This is a genomic window from Tepidiforma thermophila, assembly GCF_002563855.1.
GTDB lineage: Bacteria > Chloroflexota > Dehalococcoidia > Tepidiformales > Tepidiformaceae > Tepidiforma > Tepidiforma thermophila.
Genome location: NZ_PDJQ01000001.1, coordinates 1,135,797 through 1,149,026, shown reverse-complemented (window position 1 = coordinate 1,149,026; position 13,230 = coordinate 1,135,797). Strand labels below are relative to the sequence as shown.

General features: G+C 72.0%; 14 protein-coding genes and 1 riboswitch. Of the genes, 12 read left to right on the top strand and 2 right to left on the bottom strand.

From position 1 onward, the window contains the following. The first annotated feature begins 41 nt into the window (after window positions 1–41). Window positions 42–959, top strand: a complete 918-nt coding sequence (locus A9A59_RS05565; protein ID WP_098503340.1) for an SDR family oxidoreductase — start codon at window positions 42–44, stop codon at window positions 957–959. A gap of 86 nt (window positions 960–1,045) precedes the next feature. Here A9A59_RS05565 and A9A59_RS05560 read toward each other — a convergent pair whose 3' ends face one another. Continuing rightward, window positions 1,046–1,930: a diguanylate cyclase domain-containing protein gene (locus A9A59_RS05560; protein ID WP_165772531.1), complete on the bottom strand. Its 885-nt coding sequence runs from the start codon at window positions 1,928–1,930 to the stop codon at window positions 1,046–1,048. 193 nt (window positions 1,931–2,123) lie between these two features. Then, a riboswitch (TPP riboswitch) is annotated at window positions 2,124–2,218 on the top strand. Window positions 2,219–2,347: 129 nt separating this feature from the next. Here A9A59_RS05560 and A9A59_RS05555 point away from each other — a divergent pair. From A9A59_RS05555 to A9A59_RS05525, 7 genes are all read left to right on the top strand, one after another. Further along, window positions 2,348–2,653, top strand: a complete 306-nt coding sequence (locus A9A59_RS05555; protein WP_098503339.1) for a thiamine-binding protein — start codon at window positions 2,348–2,350, stop codon at window positions 2,651–2,653. Continuing rightward, window positions 2,650–3,441: an ABC transporter permease gene (locus A9A59_RS05550; protein ID WP_098503338.1), complete on the top strand. Its 792-nt coding sequence runs from the start codon at window positions 2,650–2,652 to the stop codon at window positions 3,439–3,441. The genes A9A59_RS05555 and A9A59_RS05550 overlap by 4 nt, the downstream gene beginning before the upstream one ends. Continuing rightward, window positions 3,438–4,448, top strand: coding sequence for an ABC transporter substrate-binding protein (locus tag A9A59_RS05545; protein WP_098503337.1), 1,011 nt, complete (start codon window positions 3,438–3,440; stop codon window positions 4,446–4,448). The genes A9A59_RS05550 and A9A59_RS05545 overlap by 4 nt, the downstream gene beginning before the upstream one ends. 7 nt (window positions 4,449–4,455) lie before the next feature. Beyond that, entirely contained in the window at window positions 4,456–5,265 is an 810-nt protein-coding gene (locus A9A59_RS05540; protein ID WP_098503336.1) for an ABC transporter ATP-binding protein, read from the top strand. Window positions 5,266–5,274: 9 nt separating this feature from the next. Continuing rightward, window positions 5,275–6,042, top strand: a complete 768-nt coding sequence (locus A9A59_RS05535) for an enoyl-CoA hydratase/isomerase family protein (protein WP_098503335.1) — start codon at window positions 5,275–5,277, stop codon at window positions 6,040–6,042. A 2-nt stretch (window positions 6,043–6,044) separates the two neighbouring features. After that, window positions 6,045–7,238 carry a CaiB/BaiF CoA transferase family protein gene (locus tag A9A59_RS05530; RefSeq protein ID WP_098503334.1) on the top strand — a complete coding sequence of 398 codons (1,194 nt, stop codon included), beginning with the start codon at window positions 6,045–6,047 and terminating at the stop codon, window positions 7,236–7,238. A gap of 110 nt (window positions 7,239–7,348) precedes the next feature. Beyond that, entirely contained in the window at window positions 7,349–8,125 is a 777-nt protein-coding gene (locus A9A59_RS05525) for a methyltransferase domain-containing protein (RefSeq protein ID WP_098503333.1), read from the top strand. Window positions 8,126–8,141: 16 nt separating this feature from the next. On the opposite strand, the gene A9A59_RS05520 is transcribed toward A9A59_RS05525, so the two are convergent. Then, window positions 8,142–8,753 (bottom strand): TFIIB-type zinc ribbon-containing protein, encoded by a 612-nt coding sequence (locus A9A59_RS05520; protein ID WP_098503332.1) that lies wholly within the window; start codon window positions 8,751–8,753, stop codon window positions 8,142–8,144. A 69-nt stretch (window positions 8,754–8,822) separates the two neighbouring features. On the opposite strand from A9A59_RS05520, the gene A9A59_RS05515 reads away from it, so the two are divergent. The 4 genes from A9A59_RS05515 to A9A59_RS05500 are packed head-to-tail and all read left to right on the top strand — an operon-like array spanning window position 8,823 to window position 13,166. Then, a complete protein-coding gene (locus A9A59_RS05515; RefSeq protein ID WP_098503331.1) occupies window positions 8,823–9,275 on the top strand; it encodes a Fur family transcriptional regulator in 453 nt (150 codons plus the stop codon). After that, window positions 9,259–10,710 carry an FAD-binding oxidoreductase gene (locus A9A59_RS05510; RefSeq protein ID WP_098503330.1) on the top strand — a complete coding sequence of 484 codons (1,452 nt, stop codon included), beginning with the start codon at window positions 9,259–9,261 and terminating at the stop codon, window positions 10,708–10,710. Before A9A59_RS05515 ends, A9A59_RS05510 begins: the two co-directional genes overlap by 17 nt. Continuing rightward, window positions 10,703–11,872: an FAD-binding oxidoreductase gene (locus A9A59_RS05505; protein WP_165772530.1), complete on the top strand. Its 1,170-nt coding sequence runs from the start codon at window positions 10,703–10,705 to the stop codon at window positions 11,870–11,872. The genes A9A59_RS05510 and A9A59_RS05505 overlap by 8 nt, the downstream gene beginning before the upstream one ends. Then, on the top strand, window positions 11,862–13,166 hold the full coding sequence (locus A9A59_RS05500) for a (Fe-S)-binding protein (protein ID WP_165772529.1): 1,305 nt from the start codon (window positions 11,862–11,864) through the stop codon (window positions 13,164–13,166). Before A9A59_RS05505 ends, A9A59_RS05500 begins: the two co-directional genes overlap by 11 nt. Window positions 13,167–13,230: the final 64 nt, after the last annotated feature.

The following is a 13,230-nucleotide window of genomic DNA, read 5'->3' as shown; positions in this document are numbered from 1 at the left end:
GCCCCGGCGCCCGGAAACTTCGCATGGACTGAGAGGATTCGATGGCGATTTCGTTTGAAGGACAGGTGGCGGTGGTGACCGGCGCGGGCGCCGGGCTGGGCCGGGCGTACGCGCTGGACCTGGCGCGGCGCGGGGCGAAGGTCGTGGTGAACGACCTTGGCGGCGACCCGCACGGCCAGGGTGCGGACGCGGCGCCGGCGCGCAAGGTGTGCGATGAGATCATCGCGGCCGGCGGGACGGCGGTGCCGAACTTCGACAGCGTGGCGACGTACGAAGGCGGCTACAACATCGTCAAGACGGCGCTGGATAACTTTGGCCGGCTGGACATCGTGATCTGCAACGCGGGCATCCTGCGGGATGTGGCGTTCCACAACATGAGCGAGGAGGACTGGGACAAGGTCTTCGCGGTGCATGTGAAGGGGACGTTCTCGGTGCTGCGGCACGCGTGGCCGGTGTTCCGGCAGCAGGCGTACGGCCGGGTGGTGCTGACGACCTCGTCGTCGGGCATCTACGGGCAGTTCGGCCAGGCGAACTACGGCGCGGCGAAGACGGCGATGCTGGGCCTGATGAACGTGCTGAAGCAGGAAGGCGCGAAGTACAACGTGATGGTGAACACGATTGCGCCGGTGGCCGGGACGCGGCTGACGCAGACGGTGATGCCGCCGGAAATGGTGGAGCGGCTGAAGCCGGAGTACGTGGTGCCGGCGGTGGTCTACATGGTCTCGAAAGAGTGCCAGGACAGCGGCCTGATCATCGAAGCGGGCGCGGGGAACTTTAACCGGGCCGCGATCGTGAAGGGGCCGGGGATTCAGCCGGGCCTGGGCGAGCTGAAGGACGCCGAGTGGGTCCAGGCGAACTGGGAGAAGATCTGCAGCCTGGAAGGCGCGGAGCCGATGTGGCGGACGGGCCAGACGCTGAAGGCGTACCTGGCGGAGAAGGCCGCGCAGAAGCAGGGCTAGCCGCGACTCTTCGCTGCAGCGCGGGCGAGGCGGGGGAGCCGAATCGGCTCCCCCGCGGTTGTTCGCGGACCTGTGGGGGGCGGCGGTCAGCCGGCGTGGCGGCTGCGGGAGCGGGCTTCGCGGTAGGCGTCGGCGAACTCTTTGACTTCGCCCTCAGGGTAGTAGTCGCGGACGAGCTGCTGGCGGATGGCGCGCGGGTCGTGGGCGAGGGCGGAGCGGCGGGAGCGCGGCGGGCGGACGGACTCGAGGAGGAGGTCGCCGCCGGCCTGGGAGAGGAATTCGAGGGGGCCGCGGAAGCGGGCGGCATCGTACTCGAGGACGGTGACTTCGACGCCGACGTAGAGGGGGACCTGGAGGCGGGCGCTGGAGCGGACCGGGCGGTTGGAGGTTGCGAGGGTGACGCGGTCGGCGTAGGCGACAGCCTGGGTGCCGGTGCACTGGAGGAGGATGACGGCGAAGCGGGTCTCATCGAGCCGGGCGAGGAAATCGCTGGCGCGGGTGATGCGGGTGAGGGTTTCGGCGACATGGAGGACGGCCTGGGCGGCGGTGCCGGCGCCCCAGGCGGTGCGGATCTCGTCGTACTGGGCGATGCGGACGATGGCGAGGGTGATGGGATGGCGGTAGCGCTCGGCGCGGGCGATGTCGCGGGCGAGGGTATCGATGAGCTGCTGGCGGTTGGGGAGGTGGGTTTCGGGGTCGACGAGGTGCCGGTGGGCGTCGGGGTCTTCAGCCTGGACGGAGGCGGTTGCGAGGGCCTGGAGGCCGCGGTAGGCGAAGGCGGCCAGCCCCGCGGTTGAGGCGATGAGGATAGCGCCAGCGGTGCCGGAGAAGCGGAATGCGACGACGAACTCGGTGACGAGGAGGAGCAGCGCGAGGGCGACCGCTGCCCTGCGCGTGGCGGTGACGCGGAGGGGTTCGCCGGGCGGTGCGGCGAGCCGGGGGCGGATCCAGTGGCGCCAGGCGTGTTTCACGGGGGCCTTTCGCGCGCCATGACGGCGGGTAGTTGTCGGTTGGATTATCGACGGTGGACAGCCCGGCGGGGGTCGACGGGGGGTAACGACGGGGAACGAACAGGTGACGGATCGGGGACTCCGCTGTGAGCGGGGCGGTTGCGGGGCTCCGGTGAAGCGGCTAGTCTTGAAATGACAACTGAACAGCGCTGTTCGTGTTCGCTGGGGGTGCCCGGTCGCGGGCTGAGATCACACCCCTTGAACCTGACCACGTTCGGACGTGCGTAGGGAAAGCGAACGGAGACCGGGCGTAGGCGCCATGGCGCAGATGCACGGAGTCCGGCTTTCCCGGGCTCCGTTTCTTTTTGGCCGAGGGCCAGGGGCCGGAGCCCGGGGGCGGGCACCCTTTCGGACCGGGCAGCGGAAAGGAGCCGCTGCATGATTGTCGAAATCGAGTGCCTGCCCCGGCCGTACGGGGAGCCAGGCGCGCCGTATTCGTTCGTCGAGGCTGCGATCCGGGTGATCCAGGAGTCGGGCCTGAAGTACGAGGTCTCGGCGCTGGGGACGACGTTCGAGGGCGAGCCGGACGAGGTCTGGCGGGTGGCGCGCGAGGCACACGAGGCGTGCCTCGCCGCGGGCGCCGAGAGCGTGCTGACGATCGTGAAGTTTTCGCAGAGCCGGATGCCGAATCCGCCGACGATGGAATCGCTGACGGCGAAGTTCCGGGACGGCGGGTCGTCGTGAACGCTGCGCGGGCGGGGCGGCGGCTGGCCGCGGCCTACGGGCCATCGGCGGTGCTGCTGGCGCTGCTGGTGGCGGCGTGGGAGGCGTGGGTGCGGGTCTTCGATACCCGGACCTACATCCTGCCGGCGCCGTCGCGGATTTGGGACGGCTTCTGGGGAACGAAGGAGCTGCTGCCGGAGCACATCCGCACGACGCTGGCGGAGGCGGTGCTGGGGCTGGCGTTCGGGGCCGGGGCTGGCGTGGCGATCGCGGTGCTGGTGGCCGGGGTCCCGCTGGTGCGGCGGGTGCTGATGCCGCTGCTGGTGGTCTCGCAGACGATTCCGATGGTGGTGCTGGCGCCGCTACTGATCGTGTGGTTCGGGTTCGGGATGACGCCGAAGGTGGTGGTGGTGGCGCTGTGGGGGTTCTTCCCGGTGGCGGTGGCGACGGCCGACGGGCTGATGCACGCGGACCGGGAGATGGTGGGGCTGGTCCGCTCGATGGGGGCGAACCGGCTGCAGGTGCTGCGGCACATTGCGGTGCCGGCGGCGCTGCCGGCGTTCTTTTCGGGGCTGAAGATCGCGGCCGCCTACGCGGTTGGCGGGGCGGTGGTCGGTGAGTGGATCGGGGCGAGCTCCGGGCTGGGGCTCTACATCACCCGGGCGCAGACATCGTTCCGGGTGGACCGGGTGTTCGTCGCGGTGGTGCTGATTGCGCTGCTGAGCATGCTGCTGTTCGCGGCGGTGCATGTGCTGGCGCGGCTGGCGACACCGTGGATGTACGTCAAAACAGAGGAGGAGACGACATGAAACGCTGGTTCCTGGGGGCAGCGGCGCTGGCCGCTGCGCTGCTGGCCGGGGCGGTGCTGACCGCCTGCGGCGGGGACGACGATGACGGGGACGGAAAGCTCACGCCCGTCACGTTCATGCTGAACTGGACGCCGAACACTTACCACAGCGGGGTGTACATCGCGCTAGACCGGGGCTGGTACCGGGACGCGGGGCTCGACGTGAAGATCATCGAGCCGGCCGCCGGCGGGACGGCGCAGGTGCTGGCCGCGGGGAAGGCCGACTTCGGCGTGATGGCGCAGGAGGAGATCATCCCGGCGCGGGCGGAAGGGGTGCCGGTGGTGGCGCTGGCTGCGCTTATCCAGCACAACGACTCGTCGCTGTACTTCCTGAAGAGCGAGGGGATTACGCGGCCGCGCGACCTTGAAGGTAAGACGTACGGCGGGTTTGGCGGGGTGCTGGAGCGCCAGCTGATTTCGGAGCTGGTGAAGTGCGACGGCGGCGACCCCTCGAAGGTGAAGTTCGTCGAAGTGGGGAACGTGGACTACCTTGCGGGGATGGAGTCGAACCGGTTCGACTTTGTCTGGGTGTTCGAGTTCTGGGATGTGCTGCGGGCACGGGAAGTCGAGAAGAAGGACGTCGGCAGCCTGAAGTTCATCGACTACACGCACTGCATCCCGGACTGGTACACGCCGCTGATTGTGACGAGCGAGCGAATGATTAAGGAGAAGCCGGACGTGGTGCGGAAGTTTATGGAGGCATCGGTGCGCGGCTACGAGGTGGCGATGAAGGACCCGAAGGCCGCGGCGGACGCCATCATGAAGGGTGCGCCGGAGTCGGACCGGAGGCTGCTGGAGGTGAGCGCGGAGTATCTCTCGACGCGGTATGTGGACCCGGGCCGGCCGTGGGGTCTCCAGGACCGCGAGGTGTGGGTGACGTTTACTGAGTACCTGCGGCGCGCAGGGCTCATCGATAAAGAGATTGACGTGGACGCTGCGTTCACGAACGAGTTCCTGCCGAAGCGATAATCGGGCGATGGGAAGGCCGGCGATCCGGGTCGAGGGGCTGACGCACACGTTCCGGCAGAAGGGGAGGGACGTGCAGGCGATCGACCGCCTCGACCTGGAGGTCGGCGAGGGAGAGTTTGTTGCGCTGGTGGGGCCGAGCGGCTGCGGCAAGAGCACGCTGCTGCGGGTGCTGGCCGGGCTGCTCGCGCCCACCGGCGGCATCGCCGAGGTTGGGGGCGCCTCAGCGATCGGGCGGCCGGGGCTGGTGGCGTTCATGCCGCAGAAGGACCTGCTGCTGCCCTGGCGGCGCGCGCTGGGGAACGCTGCGCTCGGGCTGGAGATCCGGGGGGTGCCCCGGAAGGAGGCCCGGGCGCGGGCGCGGGCGCTGTTCGGGGTGTTCGGGCTGGAGGGGTTTGAGCAGGCGTGGCCGGTGCAGATGAGCGGCGGCATGCGGCAGCGGCTGGCGCTGCTGCGGACCTTCCTCGTGCCGTCGCCGGTGCTGCTGCTGGATGAGCCGTTCGGGGCGCTGGATGCGATCACGCGGCGGGGGATGCACGCGTGGCTGCAGGGGGTGCTGGCGATTGAGCCGCGGACGGTGCTGCTGGTGACGCACGACGTGGAGGAGGCGCTGGTGCTGGCCGACCGGGTGGTGGTGATGTCGCCGCGGCCGGGCCGGGTGCTGGCCGAGGTGCCGGCACCGTTCTCGCGGCCGCGGGAGCCGGGGATCGTGACGGAGCCGGCGTTCACGGCGGCGAAGGCGGAGGTGCTGGCCGCGCTGGGCGACGGGCGTGAGCTGCTGGGCCTGCAGGGGGAGGAACGGACGGCGCACGGGGCGTAGGATGTGGCTATGCCTGTCCGCACCGAACGCCGCGACCGCACGTTCCTGATCACGCTCGACCGGCCGGAGGCGATGAACAGCATCGACCCGGAGATGTACCGCCAGCTCGGCGAGGCGTGGGACCGGTTCGAGCAGGACGATGAGCTGCTGGTGGCGGTGGTGACGGGTGCGGGGGAGCAGGCGTTCTGCGCGGGACGCGACCTCGTGAAGAGCGTCGAGGACGAGGCGAACGACTGGAGCCAGCAGCGGGGCGGGGGCCGGCTGACGCCGGAGGGCATCTGGAAGCCGGTGATTGCGGCGATCAACGGACACTGCCTTGCGGCGGGGCTGGCGCTGGCGCTGGGGTGCGACGTGCGGGTGGCCAGCCCGAATGCGACCTTCGGGACGATGGCCGCGAAGCGGGGGATTGTGGCCGGGGGCGGCCAGACGCAGCGGCTGGCGCGGTACATCCCGTTCGGCATTGCGATGGAGATGATCCTGTTTGCGGAGCGGATCAGCGCGGAGGATGCGCTGCGGTATGGGCTGGTGAACCGGGTGGTGCCGCAGGGCGAGCTGCTGCCGTTCGCCATGGACTGGGCGGCAAAGCTGTGCCAGAACGCGCCGCTGGCGGTGCAGGCGATGAAGCGGGCGGCCTACGAGGGAGCGTGGGAGCTGCCGTTCCGGGAGGGGATGCGGCTTGAGGCGCGGCTCTACGCGGAGATCATGCAGACGCGGGATGCGGCCGAAGGCGCCAGGGCGTTTGCCGAGAAGCGGCCGCCGCGGTTCGAGGGGCGATAGCGATGCGGGGGCCGCTCGAGGGCATCCGGGTGCTGGACTTTACGTGGGCGCTTGCGGGGCCGTTCGCGACGATGCAGCTGGCGGACCTCGGCGCGGAAGTGGTGAAGGTGGAGCACCCGGGCACGCACGAGAAGGAGCGGGGGTTCGGGCCGTACTACCACGGGATTTCGACGTTCTTCTTCAGCCCGAACCGGGGGAAGAAGGGGATTGCCATCGACCTGAAGACGGAGGAGGGGAAGGAGCTGGTCCGGCGGCTTGCGGCGGAGGCCGACGTGCTCACGGAGAACTTCCGGCCGGGGACGATGGACCGGCTGGGGCTGGGGTACGAGGCGCTGCGGGAGGTGAACCCGCGGCTGATCTACGCGGCGCTGAGCGGGTTCGGGCAGACGGGTCCGTACAGCTCGATGGCGGCGGTGGATGCGGTGGCGCAGGCGATGGGCGGGACGATGAGCCTGAACGGCTATCGCGACGGGCCGCCGCTGCGGGTGGGGGTGAGCATCGGCGACATGGTCGGCGGGCTGTACCTCGCCCTCGGTATTCTGGCGGCCCTGCGGGCGCGGGAGATTACGGGGGAAGGGCAGCTGCTGGATGTGGCGCTGATGGAGGCGCAGATGGCGCTCTGCGAGAACGCGATCGTGCGGCACTCGGCGTTCGGCGAGCACCCGACGCGGCAGGGGAGCCGGCACCCGCTGCTGGCGCCGTTCGGGCCGTTCGAGACGAAGGACGGCTGGATCGTCATCGCGAACGTGAAGGAGTGGGAGCTGTTCTGCGCGATCATCGGGCGGGACGATATGGCGCTGGACGAGCGGTTCCTGACGAACCGGGCGCGGCTGGAGAACGTGGATGCGCTGGAGGCGGAGCTGACGCGGACGCTGAAGGAGAAGACGACGGACGAGTGGTTCGCGATCATCGAGCCGGCGAACGTGTGCGCAGTGGGGAAGGTGAACACGATTGCTGACCTGTTCGATGACCCGCACGTGGCGGCGCGCGGGATGCTGGTGGATATCCCGCTGCCGTACGGCCTGCCGGGGACGCTGAAGCTGCCGAATTCGCCGATTCATCTTTCGAAGACGCCGCCGGTGGTGGGCAGGCCGATGCCGGAGCACGGGGGCGACACCGATGATGTGCTGGGGCGGTGGCTGGGGCTCACGGAGGGAGAGATCGCGGCGCTGCGGGAAGCGGGCGTCGTGAAGTAGGGAGGAGCCGGAGGTACACTGGGGGAGCGTCCCGGGCCCAACGGCCCGGTTCGGGAGTCGCGGGGCGCAACGGCAGGGCGGCAAGGGCACATCGGCAGCGAGGCGTGCCCATGCCTGGGGACTGGAACCCGGACCAGTACGAACGATTCCGGAACGAGCGGAGCCAGCCGTTCTTCGACCTGCTGGAGCTGGTGCGGCCGGCGCCCGGCGGCCGGGCGGTCGACCTCGGGTGCGGCACGGGTGAGCTGACGCGGGTTCTGCACGAGCGGCTCGGGGCGGCGGAGACGCTGGGCATCGACAGCTCGCCGGCGATGCTGGAGCGGGCCGCGCAGTTCGCCGGCGGGGGACTCCGGTTCGAGCTGGCAGACATCGCGACGTTCACGGCGGAGCGGCCGTTCGACGTGGTGTTCTCGAACGCGGCGCTGCAGTGGCTGCCGGACCACGAACGGCTAATCCCGCGGGTGGCCAGGCTGGTTGCGCCGGGCGGGCAGCTTGCGTTCCAGGTGCCGGCGAACGCGGACCACCCCTCCCATACGATTGCGCATGCCGTGGCGCGGGAGGAGCCGTTCGCGACGGCACTGGGCGGGTACGTGCGCGACTTGCCGGTGCTGCCGCCGGAGCGGTACGCGGAGCTGCTGGACGGGCTGGGGTTCGCGGACGTCCATGTGCGGCTGCAGGTGTACGTGCACCGGCTGGTGTCGAGCGACGAGGTGGTGGAGTGGGTCCGCGGTACGCTGCTGACGGACTACGAGCGGCGGCTGGGGCCGGAGCTGTACGCGCAGTACCTGGCGCGGTACCGGGAGCGGCTGCTGGCGGAGATCGGCGAGCGGGCGCCATACGTGTACACGTTCAAGCGGGTGCTGGCGGCAGGGCGGCGGCCGGGATGAGGCGCCGGGCCGGCGGTTAGAAGAACCGCCGGAGGCGGAGGTGGGGTGCGATGAGCAGGAGGGCGAGGTCGAGGACGACCTGCCATGCGGGGACGGGCGAACCGTCGGGGGCGTCGGCACTGGCGGTCGAGTCGGACACGAGGGGGACCATGCCGTAGACGGCGGCGAGCTCGCCGGTATCGAACCAGGTCGAGCGGCAGGCGGGGCAGCGGTCGAGGACCGCGCCGGCGGCAGGGATGTGCTCCATCGGGCTGCTGCAGGCGGGGCAGGGGCGGGCCGGTTGGGCTGCGGGTGCGGAGCCGCCGTGGGCGGGACCGGCAGCGGCGACCGCCGGCGGGACGGCATCGGGCGGGATGCCGGCAGCGACAATCGCATCCGGCACCCAGGCGCCCCAGCAGGTTTCGCAGACGTGGACGGGGAGCGGCGAGCCGCCGGGCCGGCGGTAGGGGGCGAGCGGCGGCGGCGCCGGGCAGGCCGGGCAGCGAATGGCGCCTGGAGGCGCGGCGGCGCGGGGCGCATCGGCGAGCGCGGCCAGGACCTCGCCCGGTTCGCGCTCCCAGCTCCCGGCGGCGGCGCGCTGGCGGGCGGCGCGGAGCCAGGCGGCATCGAGCTCTTCGAGGGAGGGCATGGTTCGATGTTCGGCAGGCGTGCGGCGGTTCGGCAGGCGCATCGGGGCCGGCGGACGTAGACTTCGTTCGTGAGCTGCGACAGCGAGATTGCGGAGACACTCCGGCGGGCGGGCTTCCGGCTGACGCCCCAGCGGCTGGTCATTGTGCGGGCGCTGCGCCACGGCGGGCGGCACATGAGCGCGGCCGAGATTGCGGAGGAGGTGCACCGGGAGCACCCCTTCGTGGACCTGAGCACGGTGTACCGGACGCTGGATGCACTGAAGCGGATGCGGCTGGTGACGTCGACGGACATGGGGTCGGGCGATGTGCTGTTCGAGTGGTCGCCGGAGGCGCCGCACCACCACCTGATCTGCTCGGCGTGCGGTCGCGTGGACGAGATTGGGCCCGAGTATTTCCGGGAGCTGGAGGAGCGGCTGCTGCAGGAGCTGGGCTTCGCGGCGGACATGCACCACTTTGCGGTGTTCGGGCTGTGCCGGGAGTGCCGGGCCTCGGCCGAGGCGAGCGATGACGACGAGGCGTGAGCTGCTGGCGGCGCTCCGGCGCGCGGTGGGCGAGGGCGCGGTGGTCTGGCGGCCGGAGGAGCTGGCGACCTACGAATTCGACGGGACGGTCGAGCGGTCGGTGCCGCATGCGGTGGTCCTGCCGGAGTCGGCTGACGAGGTGCAGGCGGTGGTGCGCGCGTGCACGGAGCTGGGCGTGCCGGTGACGCCGCGGGGCGCGGGGACGGGCCTGAGCGGGGGCTCGGTGCCGGCGAAGCGCGGGGTGGTGGTCTCGACGGCGCGGATGCGGCGCATCCTGGAGATTGACCCGGTTGACCGGGTGGCGGTAGTTGAGCCGGGGGTCGCGAACCTGGAGCTTTCGCGGCAGGCGGCGAAGTACGGGCTGTTTTACGCGCCGGACCCGAGTTCGCAGGCGGCGTGCACGATTGGCGGGAATGTGGCGGAGAACGCGGGCGGGCCGCACTGCCTCGCGCTGGGCGTGACGCAGAACTTCGTGCTGGGGCTGGAGGTGGTGACGGCGGCGGGGGAGCTGCGCTGGCTGGGCGGCCGGGCGCCGGACCCGTTCGGGTTCGACCTGCGGGGAGCGTTCATCGGGAGCGAGGGGACGCTCGGGATCGCGACGAAGGTGATTGTGCGGCTGCTGCCGGTTCCGCCGGCTGTGGTGACGCTGCTGGCGGCGTTCCCGACGGTGGGGCAGGCGTGCGAGGCGGTCTCGAGCATCATCGCGCGGGGGATTATCCCGGCGGCGATGGAGATGATGGACCGGCTGTGCATCGAGGCGGTGGAGGCGAGGTTCCGGGTCGGGTACCCCCCGGGGGCCGGCGCGGTGCTGCTGGTGGAGCTGGACGGGCTGGAGGGGCAGGTGGAGGCGGAGGCGGGCAGGGTGCGCGCGGAGTGCCTCGAGCACGGGGCTTCAGAGGTGCGGACGGCGCAGGGCGAGGAGGAGCGGGCGCTCCTCTGGCGGGGGCGGAAGGGGGCGATCCCGGCGCTGGGGCAGCTGGCGCCGAACTACTACATTGTCGACGGGGTGGTGCCGCGCTCGCGGCTGGCGGCGGTGATGGAGCGGGTTGGGGAGATCTCGGCGCGGTCGGGGCTGCGGATTGCGAACGTGTTCCACGCGGGCGACGGGAACCTGCACCCGCTGATCCTGTTCGACGAGCGGGAGCCGGGGGCAGCAGCGCGGGTGCTGGAGACGGCAGCGGCGATCATGCGGGTGTGCGTGGAGGAAGGCGGCACGCTGAGCGGCGAGCACGGCATCGGGGCGGAGAAGCGGGAGTTCATGCCGTGGCTGTTCAGCGAGGCGGACCTCGAGAACATGGCGCGGCTGCGGCAGGTGTTCGGGGCCGACGCCGGGCTGTTCAACCCGTGCAAGGTGTTCCCGGGCGGGACGGGCTGCGGCGAGATGGCGCGGCACGCGGGGGCGGTCCGGGCCGCGGGGCCGGATGCGTATGTCTGAAGCGATGGTGCTCGTGGCGGGCGCGGCGCCCTCCGGCATCGAGCGGCCGGCGAGCCTTGCGGAGCTGGCGGCGCTGGTGCGGGGTGCGCGGGAGACGCTGGTGCCGGTCGGGGGCGGGACGCTGCTGGAGGTCGGGTATCCGCCGGCAGAGCCGTTTCGGGTGGTGGAGCTGGGGGAAGCGCTGCGGGGTGAGGTGCGGCACGCGCCGGACGACCTGACGGCGGTGGTGCCGGCCGGGATGACCATTGCGGAGGTGAACAATGTACTCCGCGCCCGGGGACAGGAGCTGAAGCTGGACCCGCCGCTGCCCGGGCGGGCGACGGTGGGCGGGACGCTGGCTGCGGCGATGGCCGGCCCGCAACGGAGCGGGTACGGCGCGCCGCGGGACCAGGTGCTGGGGATGACGGTGCTGCGCGGCGACGGCGAGCTGGTGCGTGCAGGCGGGCGGGTGGTGAAGAACGTGGCGGGGTACGACCTGGTGCGGCTGTGGTGCGGGTCGTTCGGCTGCCTGGGCGTGATAACGGAGGCGGCGCTGCGGACGTGGCCTGCCCGGGAGACGATTGAGGCGGAGTGGGAGGTGGGGTCGCTCGCGACAGGGCTGGAGCTGGTGCGGCGGGTGACGGCAGCTGGTGCACGGCCGGAGGTGGCGGACGTGGTGGAGGAGGCCGGCCGGGCGGTTTTGGCGCTGCGCCTGGCGCCGGAGGCAATGCCGGCGGTGCTGGGCGTGCTCGGCGGGCGGGAGGCGCGGCCGTGGGCGCCGGGCAGGGCCGAGCAGCTGCGGGATGCAGGCTTCCGGGAGGAGGACGTGGTCAGCGTGCGGGCGGCGACGCCGTGGTCGCTGCTCGAGGCGACGGCGGACGGGCTGCGGCGCGGCCGGCCGGGGCTGCTGATCGTGCGGCCGCTGGCGGGGATGGTCCGGGCGGTGGCGGGGCGTCGCGAGGGCGCGGCCTCGCGGGAGCTGCGCGGCGTGGTCGAGACGGTGCGCCGGCTGCTGGCGCCGGCGGGGGGGCACGTGGTCGTCGAGCGGATGCCTCCGCGCTACCGGGAGGACGTCGAGCCGTGGGGCGACGCGCCGGGGAGCTTTGACCTGTTTGCGCGGGCGAAGCGGGCGTTCGACCCGGACGGCAGATGGAACCGGGGGAGGTTCATCGGTGGGCTCTGATGGAGGGGTAACGACGGGACGGAGCGGCCGCTGGCCGAACCCGGCCGAGGCGCCGGCAGCGGAGGACCTGGCGCGCTGTGTGCACTGCGGGCTCTGCCTGACTGCCTGCCCAACCTACCTGGTGACCGGGCTGGAGGCGGAGTCGCCGCGGGGGCGGATCCAGCTCGCGCGGCTGGTGGAGGAGGGACGGGCGGAGCTGACTGCGGCGGTGCAGGGGCACTGGTCGCGCTGCCTGCAGTGCCGGGCGTGCGAGGCGGCCTGCCCGAGCGGGGTGTCGTACGGACGGATCCAGGAGCACGCGCGGGCGCAGGTCCAGGCGGCGCCGCCGTCGGGGCGGACGTGGCTGTGGGTGCGGCGGTTCGTGCTGCGGCAGGTAGTGGCGCGGCCCCGGGTGCTGGCGGCAGCGGCGGCGCCGGCGCGGCGGTTCGCGGGCTGGCGGTTCCGGGGGGCGGCGGAGCGGGTGCTGCCGGGGCGGCTCGGGGCGCTGGCGCGCCAGCTGCCGGCGAACCAGGGCGCGCCGTTCCATGGGCTGCGGGGGCGCAGCGGAGCGGCAGCGGGGGAGCCGGTGCAGCTGTTCACCGGGTGTGTGATGCGGGAGCTGTTCGGCGAGGTGCACCGGGCCACGGTGCGGGTGCTGGAACGGGCGGGCGCGCGGGTCGAGGCGACGGATGCCCAGCGGTGCTGCGGGGCGCTCCATGCCCACGAAGGGGACCTGGAGTTTGCGCGGCGGCTGGCGAAGGCGAACATCACAGCCTTCGAGCGGACGGAGGGCGCGGTCGTCGTGAATTCGGCGGGCTGCGGCGCGGCTCTGAAGGAGTATCCCCAGCTGCTGGCCGGCGAACCGGGGTGGCAGGAGCGGGCGGCGGCGTTCGCGGCGCGTGTAAAGGACCTCTCGGAGTGGCTGGCCGGGCGAGGAATGTTGCCGGCGGGCAGGCTGGCGGCACGGGTGGCGTACCAGGACGCCTGCCACCTTGCACATGTGCAGGGTATCCGGAAGGAGCCGCGGGCGCTGCTCCGGGCGCTCGACGGGTGCGAGCTGGTGGAGACGGAGGGCGCGGACACGTGCTGCGGGGCAGCGGGGCTGTACGGGGTGGTGGAGCCGGGGATGTCGGCGGAGCTGCGGCGGCGGAAGGCGGCGGCGTTCGCGGCTGCGCGGCCGGATGCCGTGGTGACGGCGAATCCCGGGTGCCACCTGCAATACCTCGGGGCGGTGCGCGAGGCGGGGCTGCGGGCGGAGGTGCTGCACCTTGCGGAGGCGCTGGACCGGGCGTGGGCCGGGGGCGACGGCCGCTGAGGCGATCCGGGATTATCGGTTCAGATTTGGGCTGGCTGGAGGGGGTGTTCCCGGGCCGTCACAC

What these genes read in the sequence shown, in the direction of transcription:
- A9A59_RS05565 (WP_098503340.1), top strand. Translation starts at nt 42, where the DNA reads ATGGCGATTTCGTTTGAAGGACAGGTGGCGGTGGTGACCGGCGCGGGC.
- A9A59_RS05555 (WP_098503339.1), top strand. Translation starts at nt 2,348, where the DNA reads ATGATTGTCGAAATCGAGTGCCTGCCCCGGCCGTACGGGGAGCCAGGC.
- A9A59_RS05545 (WP_098503337.1), top strand. Translation starts at nt 3,438, where the DNA reads ATGAAACGCTGGTTCCTGGGGGCAGCGGCGCTGGCCGCTGCGCTGCTG.
- A9A59_RS05540 (WP_098503336.1), top strand. Translation starts at nt 4,456, where the DNA reads ATGGGAAGGCCGGCGATCCGGGTCGAGGGGCTGACGCACACGTTCCGG.
- A9A59_RS05535 (WP_098503335.1), top strand. Translation starts at nt 5,275, where the DNA reads ATGCCTGTCCGCACCGAACGCCGCGACCGCACGTTCCTGATCACGCTC.
- A9A59_RS05530 (WP_098503334.1), top strand. Translation starts at nt 6,045, where the DNA reads ATGCGGGGGCCGCTCGAGGGCATCCGGGTGCTGGACTTTACGTGGGCG.
- A9A59_RS05525 (WP_098503333.1), top strand. Translation starts at nt 7,349, where the DNA reads ATGCCTGGGGACTGGAACCCGGACCAGTACGAACGATTCCGGAACGAG.
- A9A59_RS05520 (WP_098503332.1), bottom strand. Translation starts at nt 8,753, where the DNA reads ATGCCCTCCCTCGAAGAGCTCGATGCCGCCTGGCTCCGCGCCGCCCGC.
- A9A59_RS05510 (WP_098503330.1), top strand. Translation starts at nt 9,259, where the DNA reads ATGACGACGAGGCGTGAGCTGCTGGCGGCGCTCCGGCGCGCGGTGGGC.
- A9A59_RS05505 (WP_165772530.1), top strand. Translation starts at nt 10,703, where the DNA reads ATGTCTGAAGCGATGGTGCTCGTGGCGGGCGCGGCGCCCTCCGGCATC.